Source organism: Guptibacillus sedimenti, assembly GCF_028610665.1.
In the GTDB taxonomy this organism is placed as follows: Bacteria; Bacillota; Bacilli; order Bacillales; family Guptibacillaceae; genus Guptibacillus; species Guptibacillus sedimenti.
Window position 1 is genome coordinate 112474 of sequence record NZ_JAQQWV010000001.1, and the last position, 18098, is coordinate 130571.

The window sequence follows — 18098 nt, forward strand, 5'->3', positions numbered from 1 at the left end:
GGGGTTGGATGGTGAGCACGACAGAAGAATTAACGGGAACTCAGAAAGCGGCAATCCTTCTTACTTCTTTAGGACCAGACTTATCCGTACAAACCTTTAAACATTTATCGGAAAAAGAAATTGATCAGCTTGCGCTTGGGATCTCAGAACTTCGAAAAGTAGAACCTGATGAGCGTGAAGCCGTCGTAGACGAGTTTATTCAAATGGTTAAAGCGAAAGACTATATCGCGGTCGGTGGCATTGAATATGCACGGCATGTTCTTGAACAGGCACTTGGGCCGAAGAAGGCAGAAGAGATTTTGACACGTTTAAAAGCGAACCTAAAAGTAAAACCTTTTGCGTTTGCACGAAAAGCGGATCCCGATCAAATTTTAAATATTTTACAGCAGGAGCATCCGCAGACGATTGCGCTTGTTCTTTCCTATCTTGATGCAAAGCAATCGTCTCAAATTCTTTCCTCGCTGCCGCAAGAAAGTCAGGCCGATGTTGCGCGCCGCATCGCACTAATGGATAGCACATCACCAGAAGTCATTAGTCAGCTTGAGACGATTATTGAAGGGAAACTTAACGCAACGGGCTCCCAAGACTACACATTTACAGGTGGAGTGGAAGCGATTGTTCAGGTGTTGAGCAGCGTTGATCGAAGCACAGAACGAACGATTTTAAGTTCACTTGAAAAAGATGATCCTAATCTAGCAGAAGAGATTAAAAAGCGGATGTTTGTGTTCGAAGATATCGTGACGCTTGATGATCGCTCGATTCGCCTTGTGATTAGCGAAGTGAAGGATGAAGATCTCTCCATTGCGTTGAAAGTCGCAAGTGACGATGTGAAGGATACGATTTTCAGAAATATGTCCAATCGCCGGGTCGATACGGTAAAAGAAGAGATCGAATTAATGGGGCCGCTTCGACTACGTGAAGTGGAAGAAGCCCAGACGCGCATCGTTTCTGTCATCCGCTACCTTGAAGAAACTGGTGATGTGATGATTGCGCGCGGCGGAGGAGATGATTTGATTGTCTAACGTCATCCGACAAACCTCTGGCGAAAAGCGAGCCGTTCCAAAGGTGCTTGAACAGAGAACAGTTAAAGAACCAAAACGTAGCCGTATTCTTCCGACGAGGACAATGACTATAGAAGAGAAGAAATCTCAGCTTCTGGAAATGATGATTCGTCTTGAAGATCTCTATCATACAATTCGAACGAGGCTTGGAGAAGAAGAAGCGAATGTGCACCATCATTTAGAGAAAAAGCAGCAGGAAAAAGAACTAGAGTGGCAAGAAACGACGAAAAAAATCGTGCGAGAAGCGGAAGAAAGCGGGTATGCGGCTGGATATGAAGCAGGCATGCAGCAAATTCATTTCGAGTTCGATCAGCAAAAGAAAGAGATGGAACAGATGGTGAAGGCCGCTTATGACAAGAAAGAAGAGTTAATTCAAAGCGCTGAGCCGTTTCTTCTCTCGCTAAGCACGGCCATTGCGAAGAAAATTATTTTAAAAGAATTGGAACAACATCCTGAAGTGCTGATTGGCATTGTTCAGGATACGCTGAAAAAAGTGCAGGATCGTGGTGAAGTCGTTTTTCAAGTGTCGACAGAAGACTACCAACACGTCATGCCGATGGTGGACGAGCTAGAAAAACAACTAGATGTAAACGCAAGTCTTAAACTTGTTCCTATGAATGATTTGGATGTCGGCTCTGGACTTGTTCATACGCCGAGTGGATCGTACGATATTTCGATACATAGTCAGCTTTCTGAAATGAAAAAGCAGCTACTAGCAATGTTTGAGGAGCGTACGATCGATGAGCATGAACGTTGAACCTTATCTGTCACAAATTCAGGCAATCGAAACCGTTCAGAAATATGGAAAAGTAACGCAGGTCATTGGACTGACAATTGAATCGCTTGGACCAGAAGTGAAGATCGGTGAGCTTTGCTACTTGTACCCAGCGCCATTAAAGGAGCCAATCGAGGCGGAAGTAGTAGGTTTTCGTGAAAATCGCGTTCTCCTTATGCCGATGCATGACCTATCAGAGATTGGTCCTGGGTGCCTCGTTGTGGCAACAGGACAGCCGCTTGAAGTGAAGGTCGGCTATTCGCTACTAGGTACGATTCTTGATGGACGCGGTAGGCCGCTCGATCAAACAGATCTTCCAGGAGGGTTAAAGGCCGTTTCCACAAATCGAAAGCCGCCAAATCCGATGACGAGACCACGGATTACGACGCCTTTTCAACTTGGCGTTCGCGCGATTGATGGTTTGTTAACAGTTGGACAGGGTCAGCGGATAGGTATTTTTGCAGGAAGCGGCGTTGGAAAAAGTACGTTAATGGGCATGGCAGCACGAAACTCAGAAGCGGATGTAAACGTCATTGCACTCATCGGTGAGCGTGGACGTGAAGTAAGAGATTTTATTGAACGCGATCTTGGTGAAGAGGGCTTAAAGAAATCCGTTGTCGTTGTAGCAACATCGGATCAGCCGCCGCTACAGCGGATTAAGGGTGCATTAACGGCAACGTCAATTGCAGAATTTTTCCGGGATCAAGGAAAAAACGTCATGCTGATGATGGACTCGGTGACTCGATTTGCGATGGCACAGCGAGAAGTAGGGCTTGCGATTGGCGAACCGCCAACGAGTAAAGGATACACGCCAAGCGTCTTTGCTCTGTTGCCAAAACTATTAGAGCGATCAGGGACGGCAGAGACGGGATCGATTACCGCTTTCTACACGGTTCTCGTTGATGGCGATGATATGAATGAGCCAATTGCCGATGCGGTACGAGGCATTTTGGATGGGCACATCGTTCTGGATCGAAAACTCGCGCAAAAAGGGCAGTATCCAGCTATTAACGTTCCGCAAAGCGTCAGTCGCGTTATGAAAGAAATCGTAACGCCCACACATATGAAATCAGCAGAAGAGTTTAAGCGGCTACTTGCCGTCTATGTGTCTTCGGAAGATTTAATTAACATAGGCGCCTATAAAGCCGGTACAAACAGCAACATCGATAAAGCAATCTCGATTCATCCAGAGATTGAAAAGTATATAAAGCAGGGCATTGATGATCAGGCTTCATTTGAAGAAAGTAAGGATTGGCTACTATCTCGATTTGGAAAGGATGACTAACCATCGCAGCTTTTCAATTCCCATTTCAACGAATTTTGGATGTGAAAGAAAACGAAAAGTCTCAGGCTCAGCTCGAAATGGCGGAGTCGCTCAAAGTACAGGTTGATCTCGAGCAGGAAGCACATCAACTTGAAGAAGACATTCATTCCAAGCGACTTCGACTTGAACAACGTCAGTTAGAGGGCCTTCCGATTATCGAGCTTTTAAAAGAAGAAGAGCATATGGCTTATCTCGAAAAGCAGCTTGAACGAAAACGACAACAACTGAATCAGGTCGAACATAAGGTAAACGAACAACAGGATACCCTTGCTTCAAAAGTAAGAGAAGAGAAAACGTGGCAATCGATCAAAGAAACGAGAAAAGAAGAGTTTTACCACGATATGAAAATAATCGAACAAAATGAACTGGACGATTTAAACACTGTGCGAGCGTATATGCTGACAAGAAACGGCTAAGAGGAGTGAGAGAGATGCGAAAGCGACAGAAAAGTTCATGGAAAGAACGCATCATCCACGGTTTTCTTTTGCCGCTTGCCTTTATGGCGACCGTACTGCTCGTCGTTCTGCCATTTCTTGGCTATGATCTGTTCGCAGTGGCAACTTCACTCACCAAAAAGCCGATCGCTTATGTTGAGAACAATTTAACGGCTGAAGCTACTGATCAAAATGAAGAAGAACTGCTTAAGAAAGAAATCGATGAGAAAGATATCGAAATATCTGGATTAAAAAAGCAGTTGGACGAAAAAGAAATTGAGCTAGGGAAGAAGCAGTCTGAGCTTGAATCGCTATCCGAAGAAATGAAAAGCGAATTAGCCGACAAAGAAGAGCGCGAGAAGAAGCTTCAGCAATTAGCCAATACATATGAAGGCATGTCAGCTTCAAAGTCAGCTTCGATTATGGAAAATCTCACGTTAAATGAGGCTGCTCTCTTACTCGATGCGATGGGAAGTACAGAGCAAGCGGCAGTGCTCGGTAAAATGAACGCAGCTGTTGCGGCGGACCTTACTATCGCCTTAAGAGATCTTGAAAAAGCAGACGAGCCCGAGATTGCGGCGATGCAAGAAAGAATGACGCTTCTCATGAATGCGATTGACCGTGAAGACAGTTCGCTCTCTACATCAGATGTTGCCAAAGACTTATCCGAAATGCCTGAAAAAGAAGCGGCCGGTATCCTTTCGAAGATGGCTCAGTCTGAAGAAGAGAAAGAAATGGGACTCTCCATTCTTAAAAAACTAGGAGATGACAAGCGGAAGGCTTTACTCGCAGAAATGGAAGAATCGGTTTCATCTAGTTACGTCGCTGATCTAGCGAATTGAGAGGAGGTGAAAAAGTGAACGCCATCCAGTCACTTGGAAAAAGCGTGATCGTGCAGCCTAAGCCAACAGCCAATTCAACTAACTTTTCAACTTTGTTAAATGCTTTAGGAGTAAAGGTGGATGAGCAAGAAGCGGGTAGAGATCAAGGAACTGCAGGCGAGAGTGAATTGGAGCAAGGTGATGGAAAAATTCTATACAGTGAAGTTGAACTACCGCTCAATCTTCTGATGATAAATAATTCAGTACATCCGTTAGACATTCAAGGTAGCCAAGCGTCCAGTTCGCCTAAGGTTGAGGAATCTCGTGAACACGCTGAGACCATACAGGTGAAAAGTGGACGTCAGCAAGGATTCATCTTAACAGGTTTTATGAAGCAGGAGTTAGAGACCATGGAGCAGGTTGGAAAGCAAACAACTCTTGAGTCTGTCGCTTCCAAGTTACCTCTGAGTAATGAAGCAAGTGCGCAGTTACAAGGAAAAACCTTTTTTCATAAGGGAGTAGAAATCTTCCCTGGAGTTTCGAAGCAAGACTGGTTGAAGATGCAGCAAGTTGCAACAAACGTTCTCGATAATCCGTTAGGGGAGAAGGCGCTCGAAGCAATGAAGCTAGTTGAAGCTGCGAAGGTCCAAGAGTCAGGCGAGCCACTCGAGATGATCAAGCAAATGACAGCTGAGCAACCTTCCACACAAAAAAATCTTGATGTAACAATCGATCAAACTCCTCATCTAGAAAAGGAAGAACCGATTGTGGAGGACGAGCAGCAAAGACTTGTCCTGGATAGAGGAGAAAAAGCGAAGCCATCAGTTGATCACACAGAAGTAACTGAGCAGCTGGATAACTTGGAACAAACAGCTACTGAAACGTTTGGAAAGGACGTTCAATTGGACGAAAAGCCAGACGGTCTTCCGCTAGTAAAGCAAAGCGAGACACTTGTTAAAGAAGCTCCCGTACAGGCTCGTTTCGTGAGCCTAGAACTAAGTGAAATGATAACGGAGCGGATGCACGTTTCCAAAAATGGCGATGAAACAAACATCAGAATAAAGCTTTCTCCAGAAAATCTTGGACAGCTTGATATTCGATTAACGACATTAGATGGGAAAGTGACAGCGCATATCGTGACCGCGACTGCAGGCGCAAAAGAATTGATCGAATCACAGCTTCATCAACTTCGGCATACGCTCGTCCAACAGGGCATTCAGCTTGATAAAGTCGAAGTAGTCCAGCAGTCGCAGGGATCCCAACAACCTTTCATGCAGGATGGACGAGGAGAACAGGGCCAGCAGTTTCAGCAAGGAAAGCAGCGCCAGGAAAGAAAAGGCGAATATGAATTAGAAGACAATCCGCTCGTAACAAACGAAAGAGAAGAAAGCACGTCCGGCGGAATTAACTACGCCATTTAGGAGGGATAACATGAATACAAGCTCCGTCACAGCCATCCAACCTGTTCAAACGCAAAAGACCGAGCTGCCAGGTCAGCTTGGAAAGGATGATTTCTTAAAAATTCTCGTTGCCCAGCTTTCCAATCAGGATCCGATGCAGCCGATGCAGGACGCTGAATTTATTGGACAGATGGCGCAATTTAGTTCACTTGAGCAAATGACAAACATGAATACGTCGATGAACAAATTTGTTGATCGTCAGTTACAAAGCTCTATGACGGATTATGCGGATTTGATTGGAAAAAGCGTTCAGTGGCAAGAGAATAACGAGGTTAGCTCTGGAAAAGTTCAGGCCGTTTTATACAAAGAAGGCACCGTCCTCGCAGAACTTGATAATGGTCAACAAGTAGACGTTTCCCTTTTAGAGCGCATCGAAACGAGGGAATAGTATGGCAAATATTCAAGTCAATCAGGCATATTATCCGAAGCAACCCATTCAATCGGTTAAAAAGCAGGAAGGCAGTTCTTTTGCAGATCAGCTAAAACAAACGATTGAGTCTCAAGTTTCATTCAGTCATCACGCACAAGTTCGACTCGAGCAAAACGGGATTTCGCTTTCAGATCAGCAGCTCCAACAGTTAAATAACGGAGTGGAGAAAGCGCGAGAAAAAGGATCAAAGGAATCGCTCATGCTGATGAAGGATCTCGCTTTTGTTGTTAGCGTTAAAAACAACAAAGTTATTACCGCCATGAAGCAGGACAATATGGAAAACCAAATCGTAACGAACATTGATTCAGCACTTATTTTATAGTGGCCGGACCGAGCAGGAGGCCGATTCGCTGTGGACCGATTGAAGCAGCGACACAATTAGAGGGGGAAACATTTTGTTAAATTCAATGTACTCAGGCGTTTCAGGAATGAGAGGCTTTCAAACGAAGCTAGACGTGATTGGGAATAATATCGCGAATGTAAATACAGTAGGTTACCAGAAAAGTAGAGTGCTGTTTGAAGATATGCTGAGTCAAAGCGTAGCTGGAAACTCCGTTAACTCGATGCAAGTCGGTCTTGGTTCATCTGTTTCTGCCATTAATATGGTCGATAGCCCAGGATCACCGATGACGACAGGTGTTCAGACGGATCTTAGCATTCAAGGAGATGGGTATTTTAGAGTACAGGCTGAAAGCGGCACTGAATACCTTGCTCGTTCGGGATCTTTTCAGCTAGATCCTGAAGGAAATCTTGTAACAACTCAAGGATACTCTGTGTTAGATAACCTAGGGAATCCAATTGAAAATATTGGCCAGATTTCTAGTATAAATGCAGCTGGCCAGATTACGTACACAGATAATAATGGCAACCCTCAGCAAACTATCAATTTAGGGATTGGTACAGTTCCAAACCCAGCAGGTCTTAATAAAGTTGGAAATTCCCTCTTTCTTGAAACAGAAAAATCTGGGGTAGCCGCTGAAGGTCTTCCAGAAGGTTCCCGCGTCGTAGCAGGTCAACTCGAAATGTCCAACGTTGACCTAACCGAAGAGTTCACGGAAATGATTGTAGCACAACGTGGATTCCAGGCGAACTCAAGAGTGATTACAACGTCAGATGAAATCCTTCAAGAAATCGTCAATTTAAAACGATAGGGGGTAAGGGCTGAGGAGTTTCCTCGGCCTGCTCTGTTCATATGATATCGCTAACCAAAATAAATCGAGAAACGATGATGTTAAATGCGCTCTACATTGAAACGATTGAATCAACGCCGGATACGATGATTCTATTAACGAATGGAAAACGCTATGTTGTCATGGAATCAATCGATGAAGTGAAACAGCTCGTTACGGAATTTTACCGTAACATTAACGTACTAGAGAAAAAATAGACGAACGGGGGTGACCATGTTGTCTGATATGCTATCGCCAGCAACTGTCGATGCGCTTCTTGCTGCTATTAATGAACCTGGGCAGAAGAAGCCAATGAAAGAACGAAAAGTGCAAACGTACGATTTTAAAAGAGCGCTTCGCTTTTCTCAAGACCACATTCGAATTTTAACGCGTATTCACGAGAACTATGCGCGGCTTATGACGACCTATTCATCCGCTCAGCTTCGGACGATCATTCAAGCCTCCGTTCATTCTGTTGATCAGATGCCATTTGAAGAATTTGTGAAGTCGATCACAGAGAACTCGATTCTTAGTCTCTTTGTTGCTTCACCATTACAAGGACAGATGGTGCTTGAAGTGGCGCCGGAGCTGGCATATGCGATGCTTGATCGCATGCTTGGAGGTCAAGGTGTTCAACCGGATAAGCTCTCTCATTTAACTGAAATTGAGACCATGGTGATTGAGCGGATTTTTAGCAAAATCCTAGAAAGTTTTCAAGACGCCTGGACGTCCGTTCTTAAGCTGAAAACGGAATTAAAAGAGCTTGAAGTGAACCCGCACTTTCTTCAAATTGTATCACCGAACGAAACAGTCGTAACCGTTACGTTACGTGTAACAGTGGGAGAAGTGAGTGGCAATATTCGCCTTTGTCTTCCGCACGTCGTTCTTGAACCAATCATGCCAAGACTTTCCGCTCATCACTGGCTTTCCAATCAAAAAAAGGATCGCGAGCCGCAGGAAAGCAAGGAACTTGAGAAGAGATTGAAAAAAACCAATCTAGGCATTGTTGCAGAGCTTGGTCATTCTGAAATAACCATTGAAGAATTTTTGAATTTAGAAGATGGAGACGTCATTCGCTTAAACCAAACGGTGTCTGATCCGCTCATTGTAAAAGTTGATAATCGCGTGAAATTTCACGGACAGCCTGGAACATCAAAAGGCCGAATGGCTTTACAAATTACTGAAGTGAAGGAAGAGGAGGAAATAGGGCATGACGGATGATCGCCTTTCAAAAGAAGAAATCAATGCGTTATTTCATGAAGCAGCTGCAGGGAAGGAAGAAGACGTCGTATCTTTTCATCAGGTTGAAAAGGAAGCGTTGAGCGAGCTGTTTAGCGTCGCAATCGGCAGTCTTACGACTACACTTTCATCTGTTTTTATGCAAGATGTGTTTGTTTCGAATGTCGCGATGGAGATTCTTCCTGAAGATCGTTTTCAGCAAGAAGTGTCTCTCCCTTATGTAGAAGCAGCGATTCGCTATGAGGGAGCAGCTGCTGGAGAAACGATCATGATGGTGAACCCTCCTGATGCTCAGGATATGGCTGATATTTGGCAAGTAGCCAGAGGCGATGACGGCGATGAAAGTGTGGATAAAAGCTTAACCGCTGTGATGACAGGCATGATGGACAGTATCCATAAGGGACTGAGCATGGCTTCAGGCTCTTCATTTTCAGGATCGTTTACGAATCTTCAGGTTGTTTCTGAGTCAGCAAACTCTGTACTTATAGAAAAAGGGACAGAACCGATTTATGTCGATCTTACGTTCGAGCTTTCAATCGGTTCAATTGTACAAACTGTGGTCCACCATGTGGTGCCAGGAAGCGTAGCAAAGCAAATTAGCGAACTTCTCGTTAGCGCAGAGGACCTTCAAGCAGCTGAGGAGAAAGAACTTGAGACACAGAAGGCAAAGGAGCAGGAGGCCGAATTGCAGCAATCAAAACAGCCTGAACAGGTTTTAGAAGAAAAGGAACCAGTCACTTTTGCCTCACGTGTGAAAGAGCCTGAGCCTAATATCCAAAACGTACAGTTTACAAATTTCAGTCAGGAAGATCACCCATACGGTGAGCAACGAAACCTAAATATGTTATTAGACATTCCGCTTCAGGTGACGGTAGAACTAGGCCGAACGAAGCGCATTGTGAAAGACATACTTGAGCTTTCACATGGATCGATTTTAGAGTTAGATAAGCTTGCCGGAGAGCCGGTCGATATTTTGATTAATAGTAAACTCATCGCTAAAGGTGAAGTTGTCGTGATCGATGAGAACTTTGGGGTCAGAGTAACCGATATTTTAAGTGCAGCCGAGCGTTTGTCAAAGTTGCGTTAGAAGGAGTGTTTACAGATGAGACAGCATGTGATTAGCATCATGACACTCCTCTTTTGCCTTGTAATCTTAATGCCTGATTCTGTGGTAGCGGCTGCTAATAACGGTAGCGTAACAGACTGGCTAACGGAAGATGGAGACGAGCCTTCTGAACCTCTAGAAGAGCAGACTGAAGTAGATGGAGCGAACACGAATATTTTCTTTCTTCTTATTAAGCTCGTTTTCTATACGATCGTCGTCGTTGGGTTGATCTATTTGCTTATTCGGTTTCTATCAAAGCGGCAGCAAAAGCTTCAACATCATTCGGTTTTTACACCGATTGGGGGAACGCCGCTAGGTAACAATAAATCGGTTCAAATGGTGAAGGTTGGCGATTCGCTCTATATGATTGGCGTAGGCGACAACGTGAATTTGCTGAAAGAAATTGAAGATAAAGAAGAAGTAGAGCGCATCTTAGAGCAGGCGGAAGAGCAGAAGTCAGGGTTCTCCTTTTTGAATCAAAAGCAAGCGGGCATTCAAGAGATGATTCAGGCAAGTTTTAAAAAACAGCGAAACAAACGGAAGAACTATTGGGACGACGGCGATGAAAGGGACGATAAGTAATGGATTTGCTCATAAACTTAACGATTCCAGGCCTTGACTTCGGTTCAAACGCCACAGAAGATGTGTCCGTCACCATTCAGCTCGTCCTTCTCTTAACCGTTCTCTCGCTTGCCCCAGCAATTCTAGTATTGATGACCTGTTTTACGAGAATCGTTGTTGTTCTTTCCTTCGTTCGCTCAGCGCTTGCGACGCAGTCAATGCCACCGAATCAGGTGCTCATTGGACTCGCTTTGTTTCTAACCTTTTTCGTTATGTCCCCAGTTCTTTCAGAAATTAATAGTGAGGCACTACAGCCGTATTTAAATGAAGAGATCGGACAAGAAGAAGCGCTTGATGCAGCTGAACTGCCGATCAAAGAGTTTATGGCGGGGCATACGCGCGAAAAAGATCTCGCTCTTTTTTATAAGTATGCAGAGCTAGAGAAGCCGGAGTCCGTAGAAGACATTCGCTTAACCGCACTCGTTCCTGCTTTTGCGATTTCAGAACTGAAAACAGCCTTTCAAATTGGATTTATTATCTTTATTCCATTTCTCATTATCGATATGGTCGTCGCCTCAACGCTCATGGCGATGGGGATGATGATGCTACCACCGGTTATGATATCTCTTCCGTTTAAAATTTTATTATTTGTGCTTGTCGATGGCTGGTATTTGGTCGTCGAATCACTTCTATTAAGCTTCTAAGGAGGACGACGATGACGCCAGATATGGTCATTTCACTTGCAGAAGATGCTGTTTATACCGTGATTATTATTTCAGCTCCACTTCTGTTAATCGCTCTTGGCGTGGGGTTAATCGTCAGTGTTTTTCAGGCGATGACGCAAATTCAAGAACAGACGCTAGCGTTTATACCAAAAATCGTTGCCGTACTGTTAACGATTGTTTTGTTTGGACCGTGGATGCTTACAACGCTACTCGATTACACAACGAACTTATACCAAAATTTATACAGGTTTATCGGCTAAATATGGAAAGTGTCGTTAACGCTCTGCCCTTGTTTTTACTCGTTTTCATGAGGGCAACGTCATTCTTTATTACCGCACCCATTTTTTCAACAAGAAGCGTTCCAAACCGTTTTAAAGTGGGACTTGGTTTTTTTATAGCTTTGATTGTAACAGCCGGCTTAGGCGCAGAAACAGATTTAGCACTTGATCTGACGTTTATCATCTACATTTTAAAAGAGTTATTTATTGGTCTGTCGCTAGGCTTTATTGCTTCTCTCATCCTTTATACCGTGCAAGTTGCAGGGGCCTTCATCGATTTTCAGATGGGGTTTGTCATTGCGAATGTCATTGATCCACAAACGAGAACACAGGTACCGATTATCGGAAACTTTAAATACATGCTTGCCTTACTCTTTCTCGTTTCCGTTGACGGTCACCATATGATGCTTGACGGACTTGTAAGAAGTTATGAGCTTTTGCCGGCTGATGTGCTCCTTAGCCAGGCAGACAGTCAGTCACTTGCGCGCTTTATCGCTGAAGTTTTCGCCGGGATGTTTTTCTCTGCGTTTCAACTGGCGCTTCCGATTGTTGCCTCTTTATTTCTAGTCGACGTGGCGTTAGGGCTACTTGCACGTGCTGTCCCGCAAGTGAACATTTTTGTTGTCGGATTACCGTTAAAAATCTTTGTTGGCTTTGTCCTTATTCTTGTCACGATTCCAACTTTTTTCTTTTTACTGCGAGGGGTGTTTCAAGAGATGCTGGATACGATGGGCCAGCTTATTCAACTATTGGGTGGGTAGTACGATGCGAACATATCGCTTCCAGATGGATCTCCAGTTTTTTTCACAGGAAAAGACGGAGAAAGCAACACCGCAAAAGAAACAGGAATCTCGTAAAAAAGGTCAGGTAGCAAGAAGTGCTGAGATTCCTTCCGCATTTATGATGATAGGCGTTTTTTTATTTATGTCGTTCATTGGCGGATGGATGATTGAAAGTCTTCAATCGATGTTACGAGGCAACCTTGTTCAAATCACGAACTGGACGCTCACAGAGCAAAACGTCGATCGTATGTTAAAAGAAAACGTCTGGCAAGCGGCTTTGATTGCAGCACCACTAATGGGGATCTCCCTTATCATGGGCGTGCTAGGAAACTATATGCAGGTTGGTTTTCTCGTTTCGACTGATCCGCTCCAGGCAAAACTTGAACGGATTGATCCGATAAAAGGAGCGAAGAGGATTTTCTCAGCTCGCACGCTTGTTGAACTTTTAAAATCATTAATTAAGATTACCTTTATTTCAGCCGTTACGTTTATTGTTCTTTGGAATAAGCGAGATGAAGTGATGCTTATTTCGCAAAAGTCGATTGGAGAAGCCACTGCTCTTGTAGGCTCACTCATCGTTCAAACGGGGTTAGCTGTAGGAATTCTATTATTATTTTTAGCCCTATTAGACTATGTTTATCAGAAATATGACTTTGAAAAAAACATCCGCATGTCAAAACAGGACATCAAAGATGAATATAAAAAGAGCGAGGGTGACCCGCTCATTAAATCAAAGATTAAAGAAAAGCAGCGCGCGCTTGGAATGAACCGCATGATCTCAGAAATTCCAAATGCGGACGTCGTCATTACAAACCCTACGCACTTTGCCGTTGCGCTTCGGTACGATCCGAAAGAAATGGATAAGCCGACAGTCGTCGCGAAAGGGATGGATTACGTGGCGCAAAAGATTAAAGAGAAAGCGAAAGAGCACGAGATTATTACGACGGAAAATGTCCAGCTTGCGCGTGCGCTTTATTATCAGGTAGAAATTGGTGATGGGGTGCCAGAAGAGTTGTTCAAGGCTGTCGCAGAAATACTTGCTTACGTTTATAGCATAAAAGGCTACCCGGGAGGAGGGAACTGACGATGAAAATAAAAGATTATGCCGTGCTCGTATCCGTCATTATGATTGTGATCATGATGGTGATCCCGTTCCCTCCGCTCTTACTCGATTTTCTCATTATGATGAACATTAGCTTAGCGCTCACGATCATCCTTGTTGCGATGAATACGAAAGAAGCGCTCCAGTTCTCGATTTTTCCATCGCTTTTGTTATTAACAACGCTGTTTCGCCTTGGCTTAAACGTTTCAACAACTAGGTCGATTCTAACGAACAAAACAGGTGGACAGGTGATTGAAACGTTTGGTTCCTTTGTTGTTGGCGGAAGTGTTGTCATCGGACTCCTTGTATTCCTGATTCTTGTTATTATTCAATTCATTGTTATTACAAAAGGATCCGAACGAGTGGCTGAAGTAGCTGCTCGATTTACGCTCGACGCGATGCCAGGGAAGCAAATGAGCATTGATGCTGATTTGAACGCAGGTATGATTTCAGATCGCGAGGCGAAAGTAAGCCGAGAAAAAATTGCGCGTGAAGCTGACTTTTATGGGGCGATGGACGGAGCCAGTAAGTTCGTAAAAGGCGATGCGATTGCCGGAATTGTCATTACGTTAATTAATATTATCGGTGGACTCATTATTGGAATGGTCGTTCATGGGATGCCAGTTGGCGATGCGGCAACGACGTTTACGCTTCTCTCGATTGGCGATGGCCTTGTTAGTCAAATTCCTGCGCTGCTCATTTCAACAGCGACGGGAATTGTCGTAACGCGAGCAGCATCAGATGGCAACCTAGGATCTGATATCACCTCGCAAATCTTTGCTTATCCGAAGCTTCTTTACGTTGTTGGATCGGTTGTAGCGCTCCTCGGACTTGCGACACCGATTAATCCGCTTCTCACATTTCCAATCGCAGGGCTCCTCGTCTATGGAGGCTGGACGATGCAAAAGAATCTTGATCAAACGAAAGAAGTCGAATTAGCCGCAGGCGACGAAGAAGTCGAAGAAATGAAAAAGCCAGAAAGCGTGACGAGTCTTCTTCAAGTCGATCCAATTGAGTTTGAGTTTGGCTATGGACTTATTCCACTAGCCGATCAAAAACAGGGCGGTGATCTTCTCGATCGCGTCATCATGATTCGCAGGCAAATCGCGCTTGAATTCGGGATTGTCGTGCCTGTTATTCGAATTCGTGACAACATCCAGCTCGAACCGAACGAGTACGTGATCAAAATAAAAGGAAACCGCGTAGCTGGTGGAGAGGTTCGGCTGGATCAATACCTTGCGATGAGTAGCGGTTTAGAAGATGAAACCATTACAGGGATCGAAACGGTAGAACCCGCTTTCGGACTGCCAGCTCTATGGGTAACGGAAGAAGTGAAAGATCGCGCCGAGCTATCGGGCTACACGATTGTTGATCCACCGTCAGTGGTTTCCACCCACTTAACAGAAGTAATCAAGCGCCATGCGCATGAGTTGTTAAGTCGTCAGGAAGTGAAGCACTTGCTCGATAACGTCAGAGAATCCTCTCCAGCTGTTCTAGAAGAACTGATTCCGAATATCCTAACAATCGGTGATGTGCAGAAAGTGCTAATGAGGCTGTTGAAAGAGAAAGTCTCGATTCGATCATTAGATATGATTCTTGAATCATTAGCCGATAACGGCGTGCGTACGAAAGATACTGATGTATTAGCGGAATATGTGCGTCAGTCATTATCTCGCCAGATCACGTCACAAGTAGCTGTACCTGGTGAGCCTGTGAAAGTCTTAACAGCAGGGGCGCGACTTGAAAAGCGCTTCGCGGAATCGGTTCAGCAATCGGATCAAGGAAGTTACTTAGCGCTTGATCCTGAAACATCGCAAACCATTTATCAGGAAGTACTGCAGCAAGTAAGCCGCCTTCAGCAGTCAGGCATTCAGCCAATTCTATTAACGTCACCTGCGATCCGCATGTATTTACGCCAATTTTTAGAGCGCTATATGCCTGAGCTCACGATTCTTTCCTATAGCGAGCTAGAGCCTGATGTTGAAGTCCAAAGTGTAGGAGTGATTAATCTACCATGAAGATCAAACGCTATGTAGTCACCCACCTTCGTGAAGCGATGCCCCTTATTAGGCAGGAGCTCGGCCAGGATGCTGTTATTTTAAATACGAAAAAAGTAAAAGTAGGCGGGATTTTCGGCTTGTTTCAAAAACAGCGCCTTGAAGTGCTCGCTGCTCTTGATGAGGAAAAAGTAGCGAAAGAAGAGACAGAGTTTGCGACGCTTTTACAGTCAGAAAAAAAGCGTCGGGAAGAGGCGCCTGAACGAGTAGAAAAACAGGGGCTGGACAAACTGCCAGAAGCTGAGACTCAGGTGCTTGGTGAGCTAAAATCGATGAAAGAAATCATGATGCAAATGATGGAGAATGAGCGATTGCCGAAACAGTTAAAGCCAGTACAAGCCTTTTTAGATGCTCAGGAATTCTCACAGGCAATTCGCTCAGGTGTCATGGCGGAACTACTGATTAAATCAAAATCTTATCCAAATTATGCAAAAGAAGATGCTTTTACATGGATGAGACAGGAATTTGCGAAAAGAATAAAGAATTATCCTAGTATAAGAAGTGAACCGAAGAAAATACGGTGCTTCGTTGGTCCAACAGGTGTGGGGAAAACAACGACAATTGCAAAAATAGCCGGGCATTTATTATTGAACGAGCGTCAATCCGTTGGCCTTATCACGTCAGATACGTACCGGATTGCCGCAGTCGAACAGCTTCGAACGTATGCCGATATTCTTGGCATCCCAATGGAAGTTGTCCAGTCTCCGGCCGATTTAGGGCAGTCACTTGAACGCCTTTCCACTTGCGACGTCATTCTCATGGACACAGCGGGTCGAAATTACCAACAATATAGCTACATTACACAGTTAGAAACGCTTTTATCTGGTCAGGAAATGTCAATTACACTCATGTTAAGCCTTACCCATCGTTATTCTGATATGAGATTGATTACTGATAATTTTCAATCGCTCGGGGTATCGGAAGTGATAATGACGAAGATGGATGAAACCACAGTTCGCGGGCCGATTTTTAATTTTATGGAAGATTACAACCTTCCGATTACGATCCTAACAACTGGGCAGAACGTACCCGATGATCTCGTGAGAACGACACCAGAGTTCCTCCTTGATCTGGTGATGGAGGGACGATGAGATGGCTGATCAAGCGAATCAATTACGTCAAGAAGTGAAACGTCGCCTTCATTCTGATTCAAGTAAACGAAATACAAAAGTGATCGCTGTGACAAGTGGAAAAGGCGGCGTTGGAAAGTCGAATGTATCGCTTAATTTTGCCCTTAGTCTTGTTGCGTTAAATAAAAAAGTAGTGATTTTTGATTTAGATGTCGGTATGGCAAACCTTGATGTGCTGATGGGGGTAACGCCGAAAGAAACCATTATGACGATGCTTGAGAAGCAGCTATCACTTGAAGCCGTCGTTGAAACAGGGATAAATGGTCTTCAATATTTAGCAGGTGGTCATGGAATCGGAAAAATTCTTACGTTAGACGCCCAGCAATTAAATCATTTTTTTAAAGAAGTGGGTTCGCTTCAAGGCAAAGTGGATTACATTATTCTCGATACAGGCGCGGGGCTCACTTATGAAGGGATGCGGTTTCTTCAAGCGGCTGATGATGTTTTTCTTGTCATTAATCCTGAGCCGCCTTCGATTACAGATGGATATAGCGTTCTAAAAGCGCTCAATGAAAAAAATAAACAAGCCTCTGTCAAACTGATCGTGAATCGATCCCTTACGAAGGAAGAGGCTGAACGTACATCCCTTAATTTCCAAAAAGCCTCTGTTCAGTTTTTAAATAAGTCGATTGATTTGCTTGGGGCAATTCCAGATGATCCTTTTGTGCGTAAAGCGGTTATCGCACAGTCACCCTATTTACTCGAATATCCAAACTCGAAAGCGGCAAAGGCAATAGACGAATTGGTTCGATCGTATTTAAACCTTCCTTCTGTTTATAAGCTTGGCGTGAAAGGGTTTTTGACAAAGGTACTGTTTCATAAATAAGCGGGAAGAATTTTTCAGGTGGTGAACTTCATGAAATCCAAAATGGATAAACAAACAACCGAATATTGGAGAGCGTGGAAAGAGGAGAAGCAGGAAGAGGCGGGCAACCATCTTATTGCGCTTTATCGTCCGCTTGTTGATTTCGCTGTGCAACGATATGCGGCCGCTCTCCCATCTACCGTTCAGCGTGATGACCTTACGAGTTTCGCTTATCAGGGGCTTCTTGATGCACTTGAAAAGTTCGAGCCAGAACGTGATTTGAAATTTGAAACATACGCCGGCTGGCGGATTAAAGGCGCAATCATTGATGGACTTCGTCACAATGATTGGGTGCCACGCTCCGTTCGTGATAAGGCGCGTAAAATCGAAGAAGCTTATGCTGTTTTAGAACAGCGAAAACAAACATCGAGCACTGACCGTGATGTGGCCGAGTTCCTTGGTATGACAGTTGAAGAAGTGCAGCGCGTGATTCAAGATGCATCATTATCAACAATGGTATCAGTTGATGAGCCTGTGCAAGAGGAAGATCAGCAAAAAATCGAACGGTATAGCGTGATTGAAAACGAGCATGCCGATTTACCAGAAAAGCATCTACACCACCATTTTATTAAAGAACTATTAGCTGAAACGATTGACCGCTTACCTGAGAAGGAAAAGCTTGTCGTCTCACTCGTTTATTTTGAAGAACTGACGCTTACTGAGATTGCAAGAATTCTAGGATTATCAACTAGTCGAATTTCACAGCTACACTCGAGAGCTCTCCTTCGGATGAAGGGTGTCCTCCGCGCTAACAAAGAACATGTTCAATCAATGTAATCG

Annotated in this window: 21 protein-coding genes; all 21 read left to right on the forward strand. The window is 44.3% G+C overall.

The annotated features are described in order from the left end of the window. Window positions 1-8 precede the first annotated feature (8 nt). The 21 genes from fliG to PQ578_RS00680 all read left to right on the forward strand — a co-directional run bounded on the left by fliG (window position 9) and on the right by PQ578_RS00680 (window position 18095). Window positions 9-1022 (forward strand): flagellar motor switch protein FliG, encoded by a 1014-nt coding sequence (gene fliG, locus PQ578_RS00580; protein ID WP_098445471.1) that lies wholly within the window; start codon window positions 9-11, stop codon window positions 1020-1022. Beyond that, window positions 1015-1818 (forward strand): FliH/SctL family protein, encoded by an 804-nt coding sequence (locus PQ578_RS00585; RefSeq protein ID WP_273831732.1) that lies wholly within the window; start codon window positions 1015-1017, stop codon window positions 1816-1818. The genes fliG and PQ578_RS00585 overlap by 8 nt, the downstream gene beginning before the upstream one ends. Beyond that, the gene (gene fliI, locus PQ578_RS00590) at window positions 1802-3121 is read left to right on the forward strand and encodes a flagellar protein export ATPase FliI (protein ID WP_273831733.1); all 1320 of its coding nucleotides are present in this window, start codon (window positions 1802-1804) and stop codon (window positions 3119-3121) included. Before PQ578_RS00585 ends, fliI begins: the two co-directional genes overlap by 17 nt. A gap of 2 nt (window positions 3122-3123) precedes the next feature. Next, window positions 3124-3576 carry a flagellar export protein FliJ gene (locus PQ578_RS00595; RefSeq protein ID WP_489753146.1) on the forward strand — a complete coding sequence of 151 codons (453 nt, stop codon included), beginning with the start codon at window positions 3124-3126 and terminating at the stop codon, window positions 3574-3576. Between the two features lie 14 nt (window positions 3577-3590). Then, window positions 3591-4436, forward strand: coding sequence for a hypothetical protein (locus PQ578_RS00600; RefSeq protein ID WP_273831736.1), 846 nt, complete (start codon window positions 3591-3593; stop codon window positions 4434-4436). Between the two features lie 14 nt (window positions 4437-4450). Further along, complete coding sequence (locus tag PQ578_RS00605; RefSeq protein WP_273831737.1) at window positions 4451-5836, forward strand: flagellar hook-length control protein FliK; 1386 nt, start codon at window positions 4451-4453, stop codon at window positions 5834-5836. A gap of 10 nt (window positions 5837-5846) precedes the next feature. Next, window positions 5847-6263, forward strand: a complete 417-nt coding sequence (gene flgD / locus PQ578_RS00610; protein ID WP_273831739.1) for a flagellar hook assembly protein FlgD — start codon at window positions 5847-5849, stop codon at window positions 6261-6263. 1 nt (window position 6264) lies between these two features. Beyond that, complete coding sequence (locus tag PQ578_RS00615) at window positions 6265-6627, forward strand: TIGR02530 family flagellar biosynthesis protein (RefSeq protein ID WP_224881410.1); 363 nt, start codon at window positions 6265-6267, stop codon at window positions 6625-6627. A gap of 73 nt (window positions 6628-6700) precedes the next feature. After that, window positions 6701-7456, forward strand: coding sequence for a flagellar hook-basal body complex protein (locus PQ578_RS00620; RefSeq protein WP_273831740.1), 756 nt, complete (start codon window positions 6701-6703; stop codon window positions 7454-7456). A 41-nt stretch (window positions 7457-7497) separates the two neighbouring features. After that, entirely contained in the window at window positions 7498-7692 is a 195-nt protein-coding gene (locus PQ578_RS00625; RefSeq protein ID WP_273831741.1) for a flagellar FlbD family protein, read from the forward strand. A gap of 19 nt (window positions 7693-7711) precedes the next feature. Then, window positions 7712-8695 carry a flagellar motor switch protein FliM gene (fliM, locus tag PQ578_RS00630; RefSeq protein WP_273831744.1) on the forward strand — a complete coding sequence of 328 codons (984 nt, stop codon included), beginning with the start codon at window positions 7712-7714 and terminating at the stop codon, window positions 8693-8695. Beyond that, window positions 8685-9800: a flagellar motor switch phosphatase FliY gene (fliY, locus tag PQ578_RS00635; RefSeq protein WP_273831745.1), complete on the forward strand. Its 1116-nt coding sequence runs from the start codon at window positions 8685-8687 to the stop codon at window positions 9798-9800. The genes fliM and fliY overlap by 11 nt, the downstream gene beginning before the upstream one ends. A 15-nt stretch (window positions 9801-9815) precedes the next feature. Beyond that, window positions 9816-10400, forward strand: coding sequence for a flagellar biosynthetic protein FliO (locus PQ578_RS00640; RefSeq protein WP_273831746.1), 585 nt, complete (start codon window positions 9816-9818; stop codon window positions 10398-10400). Then, window positions 10400-11083: a flagellar type III secretion system pore protein FliP gene (gene fliP / locus PQ578_RS00645; protein ID WP_098445459.1), complete on the forward strand. Its 684-nt coding sequence runs from the start codon at window positions 10400-10402 to the stop codon at window positions 11081-11083. Before PQ578_RS00640 ends, fliP begins: the two co-directional genes overlap by 1 nt. Window positions 11084-11094: 11 nt before the next feature. After that, window positions 11095-11364 carry a flagellar biosynthesis protein FliQ gene (gene fliQ, locus PQ578_RS00650; protein WP_098445458.1) on the forward strand — a complete coding sequence of 90 codons (270 nt, stop codon included), beginning with the start codon at window positions 11095-11097 and terminating at the stop codon, window positions 11362-11364. A 2-nt stretch (window positions 11365-11366) separates the two neighbouring features. Then, on the forward strand, window positions 11367-12143 hold the full coding sequence (gene fliR / locus PQ578_RS00655; RefSeq protein ID WP_273831747.1) for a flagellar biosynthetic protein FliR: 777 nt from the start codon (window positions 11367-11369) through the stop codon (window positions 12141-12143). A 4-nt stretch (window positions 12144-12147) separates the two neighbouring features. Further along, window positions 12148-13248, forward strand: a complete 1101-nt coding sequence (flhB, locus tag PQ578_RS00660; protein WP_273831748.1) for a flagellar biosynthesis protein FlhB — start codon at window positions 12148-12150, stop codon at window positions 13246-13248. Window positions 13249-13250: 2 nt separating this feature from the next. Beyond that, window positions 13251-15284, forward strand: coding sequence for a flagellar biosynthesis protein FlhA (gene flhA, locus PQ578_RS00665; protein WP_273831749.1), 2034 nt, complete (start codon window positions 13251-13253; stop codon window positions 15282-15284). Beyond that, on the forward strand, window positions 15281-16414 hold the full coding sequence (flhF, locus tag PQ578_RS00670; RefSeq protein ID WP_273831750.1) for a flagellar biosynthesis GTPase FlhF: 1134 nt from the start codon (window positions 15281-15283) through the stop codon (window positions 16412-16414). The genes flhA and flhF overlap by 4 nt, the downstream gene beginning before the upstream one ends. A gap of 1 nt (window position 16415) precedes the next feature. Then, window positions 16416-17279 (forward strand): MinD/ParA family protein, encoded by an 864-nt coding sequence (locus tag PQ578_RS00675; protein ID WP_273831751.1) that lies wholly within the window; start codon window positions 16416-16418, stop codon window positions 17277-17279. 30 nt (window positions 17280-17309) lie between these two features. After that, complete coding sequence (locus tag PQ578_RS00680; RefSeq protein WP_273831752.1) at window positions 17310-18095, forward strand: FliA/WhiG family RNA polymerase sigma factor; 786 nt, start codon at window positions 17310-17312, stop codon at window positions 18093-18095. The last annotated feature ends 3 nt before the right edge of the window (window positions 18096-18098 follow it).

What these genes read in the sequence shown, in the direction of transcription:
- PQ578_RS00675 (WP_273831751.1), top strand. Translation starts at nt 16,416, where the DNA reads ATGGCTGATCAAGCGAATCAATTACGTCAAGAAGTGAAACGTCGCCTT.
- flhB (WP_273831748.1), top strand. Translation starts at nt 12,148, where the DNA reads ATGCGAACATATCGCTTCCAGATGGATCTCCAGTTTTTTTCACAGGAA.
- flhF (WP_273831750.1), top strand. Translation starts at nt 15,281, where the DNA reads ATGAAGATCAAACGCTATGTAGTCACCCACCTTCGTGAAGCGATGCCC.
- fliY (WP_273831745.1), top strand. Translation starts at nt 8,685, where the DNA reads ATGACGGATGATCGCCTTTCAAAAGAAGAAATCAATGCGTTATTTCAT.
- fliQ (WP_098445458.1), top strand. Translation starts at nt 11,095, where the DNA reads ATGACGCCAGATATGGTCATTTCACTTGCAGAAGATGCTGTTTATACC.
- flhA (WP_273831749.1), top strand. Translation starts at nt 13,251, where the DNA reads ATGAAAATAAAAGATTATGCCGTGCTCGTATCCGTCATTATGATTGTG.
- PQ578_RS00640 (WP_273831746.1), top strand. Translation starts at nt 9,816, where the DNA reads ATGAGACAGCATGTGATTAGCATCATGACACTCCTCTTTTGCCTTGTA.
- fliP (WP_098445459.1), top strand. Translation starts at nt 10,400, where the DNA reads ATGGATTTGCTCATAAACTTAACGATTCCAGGCCTTGACTTCGGTTCA.
- PQ578_RS00625 (WP_273831741.1), top strand. Translation starts at nt 7,498, where the DNA reads ATGATATCGCTAACCAAAATAAATCGAGAAACGATGATGTTAAATGCG.
- fliG (WP_098445471.1), top strand. Translation starts at nt 9, where the DNA reads ATGGTGAGCACGACAGAAGAATTAACGGGAACTCAGAAAGCGGCAATC.
- flgD (WP_273831739.1), top strand. Translation starts at nt 5,847, where the DNA reads ATGAATACAAGCTCCGTCACAGCCATCCAACCTGTTCAAACGCAAAAG.
- fliR (WP_273831747.1), top strand. Translation starts at nt 11,367, where the DNA reads ATGGAAAGTGTCGTTAACGCTCTGCCCTTGTTTTTACTCGTTTTCATG.
- PQ578_RS00600 (WP_273831736.1), top strand. Translation starts at nt 3,591, where the DNA reads ATGCGAAAGCGACAGAAAAGTTCATGGAAAGAACGCATCATCCACGGT.
- PQ578_RS00615 (WP_224881410.1), top strand. Translation starts at nt 6,265, where the DNA reads ATGGCAAATATTCAAGTCAATCAGGCATATTATCCGAAGCAACCCATT.
- fliI (WP_273831733.1), top strand. Translation starts at nt 1,802, where the DNA reads ATGAGCATGAACGTTGAACCTTATCTGTCACAAATTCAGGCAATCGAA.
- PQ578_RS00680 (WP_273831752.1), top strand. Translation starts at nt 17,310, where the DNA reads ATGAAATCCAAAATGGATAAACAAACAACCGAATATTGGAGAGCGTGG.